At 60.8% G+C, this 6,011-nt stretch carries 4 protein-coding genes and 1 pseudogene; 1 reads left to right on the plus strand and 4 read right to left on the minus strand.

Features of this window, described 5'->3' with window-relative positions; genetic code table 11:
• The 3 genes from EN939_RS17675 to EN939_RS39725 form a co-directional block, all read right to left on the minus strand.
• The coding region (locus EN939_RS17675; protein ID WP_206528305.1) for a beta strand repeat-containing protein at positions 1-2,222 on the minus strand (2,222 nt) is incomplete at its 3' end.
• Between the two features lie 423 nt (positions 2,223-2,645).
• Entirely contained in the window at positions 2,646-3,539 is an 894-nt protein-coding gene (locus EN939_RS17680) for a helix-turn-helix domain-containing protein (RefSeq protein ID WP_127269045.1), read from the minus strand.
• 411 nt (positions 3,540-3,950) lie between these two features.
• Positions 3,951-4,085 carry a hypothetical protein gene (locus EN939_RS39725; protein WP_256754990.1) on the minus strand — a complete coding sequence of 45 codons (135 nt, stop codon included), beginning with the start codon at positions 4,083-4,085 and terminating at the stop codon, positions 3,951-3,953.
• A gap of 928 nt (positions 4,086-5,013) precedes the next feature.
• Here EN939_RS39725 and EN939_RS17685 point away from each other — a divergent pair.
• On the plus strand, positions 5,014-5,226 hold the full coding sequence (locus tag EN939_RS17685) for a helix-turn-helix transcriptional regulator (protein WP_127269046.1): 213 nt from the start codon (positions 5,014-5,016) through the stop codon (positions 5,224-5,226).
• Between the two features lie 350 nt (positions 5,227-5,576).
• Here EN939_RS17685 and EN939_RS38105 read toward each other — a convergent pair.
• Positions 5,577-6,011, minus strand: a pseudogene (locus tag EN939_RS38105) (hypothetical protein); the annotation flags it as partial.

The following is a 6,011-nucleotide window of genomic DNA, read 5'->3' on the forward strand; positions in this document are numbered from 1 at the left end:
CCGCCGCTGACCTGCGCGTAGTCGGTGCCGTTGACGGTTGCCCAGCTGAGCGCGCCATCGCCATTGGTCGTGGTGATGCTGCCGCTCGTCGGCAGCTTGAAATCGAGCAGGCCGCCGGTGTGCGTGATCGCGCCGAGGTTGAGCGTCATGCTGCCGCCCACACCGGCTGTCGCGACGATCTGGTTGTTGCCCGCGCTGACGTTCAGACCGTCGAAAGTCTGGCTGTTTGCCACGCCCGCTGCGCCGGTCAGTGTGACCACGCCGCCGGCCAGGTTGAGGCCGGACGAGCCTGAGATGATGTTGCTGGTCGGCGCTCCTGGCGCGGCGAAGTTCAGCGCCAGGGTGCCGCCATTGACCGTGGTGTCGCCGGTATAGGTGTTTGCCCCGCTCAGCGTGAGCGTGCCGGTGCCGCGCTTGATGAGGCCGCCGCCGCTGGTGGCGCCGTCGGCGATAACGCCGGCATAGCTGGTGCTGGCGGCGCCGTTGATCGTCAGATCGGCGCCGTTGAGAGTCACGCTGCCGCCCGCGCCGGCGAGCGACGTGGCCGTGGTATCAAAGCCATTGAGGTCCAGCGTGCCGCCATTGACGACCACCGCGTTGGGCGCGCCGAACGCGTTGGCGCTGCCGGCCCGCAGGGTTCCGCTGGTGACGGTAGTCGACCCGACATATGTGTTGGCGCCGCTGAGCAGCCAGCTGTTTCCCGCCGCGCCGTTCATGACCAGATTGCCGTTGCCGGAAATCGCGCCCGAAAAGGTGTTGCCGCCGGCGAAGCTGCCGCCAAGCGTGAAGGTGTCGCCCGGATTGGCTGGATTGAACGAGGCCGCGCCGCTCAGCGCCAGCGAGCCGGTGCCATCATTGAGGATCGCGCTGGCGCCGTTGAGCGACAGTATGCGGTCGGTGCTGGCCCCCGCGCCGGTATAGGACAATACGCCGGTGTTGAGGTTGATGATTGAGCCTGAACCCAGCGAGCTGGCGGCCCCCTGGTTCGCCAGTGAACTGGCCTTCACGGTAACGGTCTGGATCGTGACGGCACCACCAAAGGTGTTGGCTCCACCCAATGTGATAGTGCGGTTTGTCCCGCCGCCCATGAATATGAAGGGCCGGGTTGCAAGGTTGCTGCTGATGACGCCCAGCACTCCAAGGTCCGCCGTCTGCGCGTTCAGAATGACAGATGCTGCAAACCCGCCGCCCGCTGTCATGTCTCCGGTTACGGTCAGCGTGCCGGTTCCCTGATTTGTCAGGGCGGAGGAGCCGGTGCTAGGCGCCATGTTCCAGCTGCGGTTCGAAGTATCGCCGCTGCCGGTATAGACGGCGGAGGCATTGCGGACGAAGACCGTTCCGTTGGCCACCGTGGTTGCCGCGCCGAGCGCGCTTGCCTCGCCCAGGTTGCCGATCGATGTGAAGTACAGGTTGAAGCTGTCGGTAGCGACCGCCCCGGTGAAATCATTGGTATCATCGCTCAGCACCGTCTGTGCGACCAGGGAAAAGCCGCCGGCGCCGGTGATGTGCGCAGAGCCGACACCTCCTCCAATGGCGGCGGTGCCGGAGAGCAGCGTAACAACGCGGCTAGCGGCGAGCGCGCCAGTGCTTTGCAAAATCGTGCCCGCCGACAAGGTGATGCCATTGCTGGCGGCGCCGAGCGCCGAATCGCCACTGACGTTCAACCTACCCGCGGTCACATTGATACCGCCGCCGAAGGTATTGGCGCCGGTGAGGGTCAGGGTACCCGCTCCCGCCTTGGTCAGTCCCGCAGTGCCGGCCAGAATCGAACTGATGGTTGCGACACCGTTGGTGGTGATCGTCGGGGTGGCACCGGCGAGTGTCAGCGTGCTGCCCGTGACCGTATAGGTCGTGTTGGTGTTGATGGTCAGGCTGTTCGCGGTGATCGGCGCGCCCAGCGTCACTGTGGCGATTGTTCCGCTGGCGCCGCCGAAGATGGCATTGTCGAGAGCGGCGTTGCTCCACGGCGTATAAGGACCACTGACGCCGTCGCTGTTGGGACTCCACCGATTGGAGCTCACGTCCCAGGTCCCAGTGCCGCCAGTTCCGGCCGCCGTGCCGTTGGGATCCCAGTTTCTGTCGGCGGTGGCGGCCGGCCCCGTGGCCAGCGTCATCAGCAGGACCGCTGGCAGGAGCGGGGCGGCCAACGCCCGCGCCGCCGCGGAGGCCGGCTGCGCCATATGAGCGGCGTAGCTCGCCGCTTCGCCCTTCCACTTGGTCATCCGGCCACCGCGCAGTAGCTGGGAGAAGATAGGCCTATCTGCTTGCCTCGCCGCCCGTCCCTTGGGACCCGGTAGCGCTTGAGAGGATGCGCGCCTAGGATGAAGGTGGCCGGCTTTCAGCCTCGGGTCGCCGGCACTGTCGCCGCCGTCCTTCTGGTCATGGATGGTCCCGCCGCAGGCCAACCCAGCCATGTATCCCCCTACATTAGAAAGTCTTAATGCAATGCATCCCAAGGAATCAGGACACTGGCGCCAACATGGGCATGGAAACATCCGGACGTATTTCAAAAAGGTACGACGTTTGACAAAAACGTCCGACGCGCTTTGTTTTGATTAGACACTTCTACCGGAGTGTTACTGGAATATCACAACTCATTATTTCGTAACGCTAATATTGCCTTAACTGATGCCCGAAATCGCACGCTAGATTGAGGATCGAAAGCGGGTCGGGGTCGCGCCCCGGAACTTCCTCATCGCAGCTGTCAAATGACTCTGGCTTGAAAACCCGCTTAGATAGGCAACCTCCGCAATGGTCATGTCTCGGTTCGATAACAGACGCGTGGCGTGGTCGAGCCGGAGGTCCAAAAGGTAGCGATGCGGCGTCATCCCAAAGCTTCGGCTAAACGCTTGGGTGAAATGCTTCGGTGAAAGCTTTGCAAGTGCGGCTAGCTCGCCGACAGATATCTTGCGGGCGAGGTTGATTCGCAGGAACTCCTGCAGTTTCTGCGCGGACTGCCTGGAAAGACCGCCCTTGAACTGCTCCGGCCCGCTGGTTCGTATGGCATATGCGTGAAGCACGTGAATGCCCAGGATCGCGATCAGCTGCTCGACGTGGAAGCGGTTTGCGCCCTCCTTCTTCGTGAGCTCCGTCTTGAGCAGTTGGGCGACACGCAACGCATTGTCGTCCCGTGTGCCCAGGGGCGGAGGCGTCAGCTCCGTTTCCACTGGGCCAAATTGCTGCCTGGCCAGTTCTTTGAGACTGTCGTCCGGGTAGACGATAGTGGCGCTCTCCCGCGCCTGTGATAGACGCAGCCGCGCTTCAAGATGTGCCGGCTTGACAATGATGCTTCCTGCCGGCGCGTCATAGCGCTCGGCCTTGCCCCCTCCAAGTGTGGCACACACGGGTGCGGCCTCGAGACCGACAAAGACAACGTGTTCACTCGCCTCGAAGGTGTGCAGCCCGGGTGGCATGAGGGAATAGGTCGCCCTGCCCCGCTGTGTCGCAATCGTCCACTCACCGGTAATCGAAGAAACAGACTGCAAATCCTGATCGGATGAATTGAAGCCGTCATCAAGCTCGTGATCAGAAGAAATCATGTTAGTCCGTCGGTGTCATGGGCGGCAGGAAACACATTCACGGCATCTATTAGAATTCTCTAATTTATATAACACTCTTCCATGCAGCCTGGCTGAGCGTCTTTACCATTTGGGATGTAAACTGTTCCTCGAATGACCCGGTTCCCGGTCGTTCGATTTTGATTCCACTTAACGATGGTACAGCAGTTCTGTACCACACAAACGCAACGTTTGTGGACCAGAGTTAAGCGGCTCTGCCCAGCGAAGTGGCTGCATCCGACCGCGTCTTGGCTCAATCATCGCCTCTGCCGTCCATGCGATGCTGGGCGAGCGAACGATAGGTTTGCTACGGGCCTCGTCCGTGCAGTAGACGGCTGAAGGAGCGTCTCGCCGATCGCGCTTTTAAGTCGGCACATAGGCTCCGAGTGTCACTCAATTTGACCAAACCCAGCCGCGAAAAAATCCCATCGAAAGATTGCCGCGCACAGATGCCGACGCATATTGGTCGAGGTTTGAACCGCGGTTGGACGCGCGAGCCACAAAATATCCAACGATGGTGACGGACATTGCGTGACTCCGAACAGCGCCCAATCGAGAACCCACCAGAGCAGCAGCGCCTCCGGGGCTTTTGACTAAAGCGTGGAGGACCGGGAGAATGCGAGGTCGAAGCTGGATCCGGCAAATGCGGCTGGCCGAAGCCCAAATGCTCAGGGAACAGATCGTCCGACTGGAAACTGAGCTACTTACCCAGACAGGGGCTGCCAAGCCAAGAAGGCTTACCGAGCTCGGCTACCACATTCATTCCAGCAAATCGCGGCTTCAACGGCTGGAACGCTGCATCTCTGCCCTGCAATCGGCCGATCGGCGGCGAGTAGAACACAGGCCCCAGCAGGTCTAGTGTGTTCCTGCACTAGCTTTGGCCGTCGACATGGACGGCCGTTACCGCCAGGAAGCTCACATCGAACGTCCGCCACTGGATCGAGCTGCCCCTGAGAACTCGGAATGTGCGCTTTTTGAGCGGTACTGAGAGAGATCCTAGCGTCGGGGGTTGGGCGCCAAGCTGCCGTTCACACTTGGAAGTCATGCCGTCGCGCTATCGGGCGCAACGTGCCACTGGGGTCGATCCCTGCAAAGGCATGGAAAAGCCGAAACTAGTATCCCACTTTGTCCATGAGCACCCGCAATTTGGGCTGTGGAGTGACCCAGAAAGTTCGAAAAGCTTCCAGGAACCCCAGGCAAACTGGACTCGGGGCGCGTATGGACTGTCTCAGGGCACGGATTCTTCGGTCTCAGGCCTTCGTTTCGGACTTAGAACGCCTTCAATCACGGTATCGAGCTTGGGCGGGGCCGTGGCATTGGACTCTAAACCCATCCCATTTGCCGCCGTCTCTAGGCCGGGGTACGACGTCGGCGGAAAACCTCTTGCACGCCCGTAAGTGTCTGTCCTCTCTGGATCAGGAGCAATCAAGAACAGCCAACAGAAGGCAGCGCGACCATGCTTGAACCAGATCGTATCATCCGCCTGAAAACCGTTCTTTCCCGGACCGGTCTGTCCCGATCCACGATCTATCGCAAGATCGCCAAAGGCACCTTCCCACGCCAGATTCAGATCAGTATCCCCGGTGCAGGCTGGCATGAATCCGATATCAGTCGCTGGATCTCCAATCCCGTTTCGTGGCGTCCACAAGACCAGGGCGACAAGGCGTGATGAGGGTGATGCACACTGCGCGGAAAACTGGGCTTCATCGAGACGCAGCGGTCACGGCGGCGAGGCTATTGCTTGAGCCCAGTGGGCCATGTCCATTACAAGCGTCGCCGAGGCGAACGAACACGGCAAACCAGAAACGATGGTCGGCCTCACGCTCAACCAAGTCAACTTTGGGTCGAACCGCCCAGAACTGGCCGCTTATCTCCTTTCAGAGCCCGCGCCGAATCGGTGGCCGCCCCTCAGGCTGACAGAGCAAGCGTTCAGCGGAGCGGCCGTGACGCCGGCGATCGATCAGGCTTCCCTTGAGGCAGACAGCTTCCTCTCCGCCTATAAGAGCCGTCAGCTATCGATTACCCGATCGATCCGGCGATCGTCGCCGGATCGATATTTATGGTGTGGCGGGCGAGGTCATCCAACACCGATCGGATATGCGGCCAGGGGAAATCGTCTGGATGTTCCCAGTGCTCACCGTCACGCAGGATGACCTCGAGCTTGGCCAAAATGCCTTCGATGGACGTGGCCACTGTCTGCGGTAGATCCTCCAGAAGTGCGCTTTCGGCTGTTTCCGATTGCCGGATCAGTTCGTCTGTTCTCGAATAGCCGATCTCAGCATCAGCAGCGTCCCAGCGCGCCTGGTGTGCCGCGAAATCTGCAAGCGCCCTGCCCAATTCGACTTCATTTTCAGGAGAGTAGGCATCGTTCAGGCTCTCGATGGAATGGAGCGTCACGTTCGTACCATCGGCAAGTCGCACCTCGGCGCAGGGAAAGCCGACGGTCCTGGCGAG

Source organism: Mesorhizobium sp. M7A.F.Ca.CA.002.05.1.1, assembly GCF_003998335.1.
Lineage (GTDB): Bacteria > Pseudomonadota > Alphaproteobacteria > Rhizobiales > Rhizobiaceae > Mesorhizobium.

Bases quoted from the DNA above. Each gene is read 5' to 3' on its own strand.
- EN939_RS17680 (WP_127269045.1), bottom strand. From the start codon at position 3,539: ATGATTTCTTCTGATCACGAGCTTGATGACGGCTTCAATTCATCCGAT.
- EN939_RS39725 (WP_256754990.1), bottom strand. From the start codon at position 4,085: ATGTCCGTCACCATCGTTGGATATTTTGTGGCTCGCGCGTCCAACCGC.
- EN939_RS17685 (WP_127269046.1), top strand. From the start codon at position 5,014: ATGCTTGAACCAGATCGTATCATCCGCCTGAAAACCGTTCTTTCCCGG.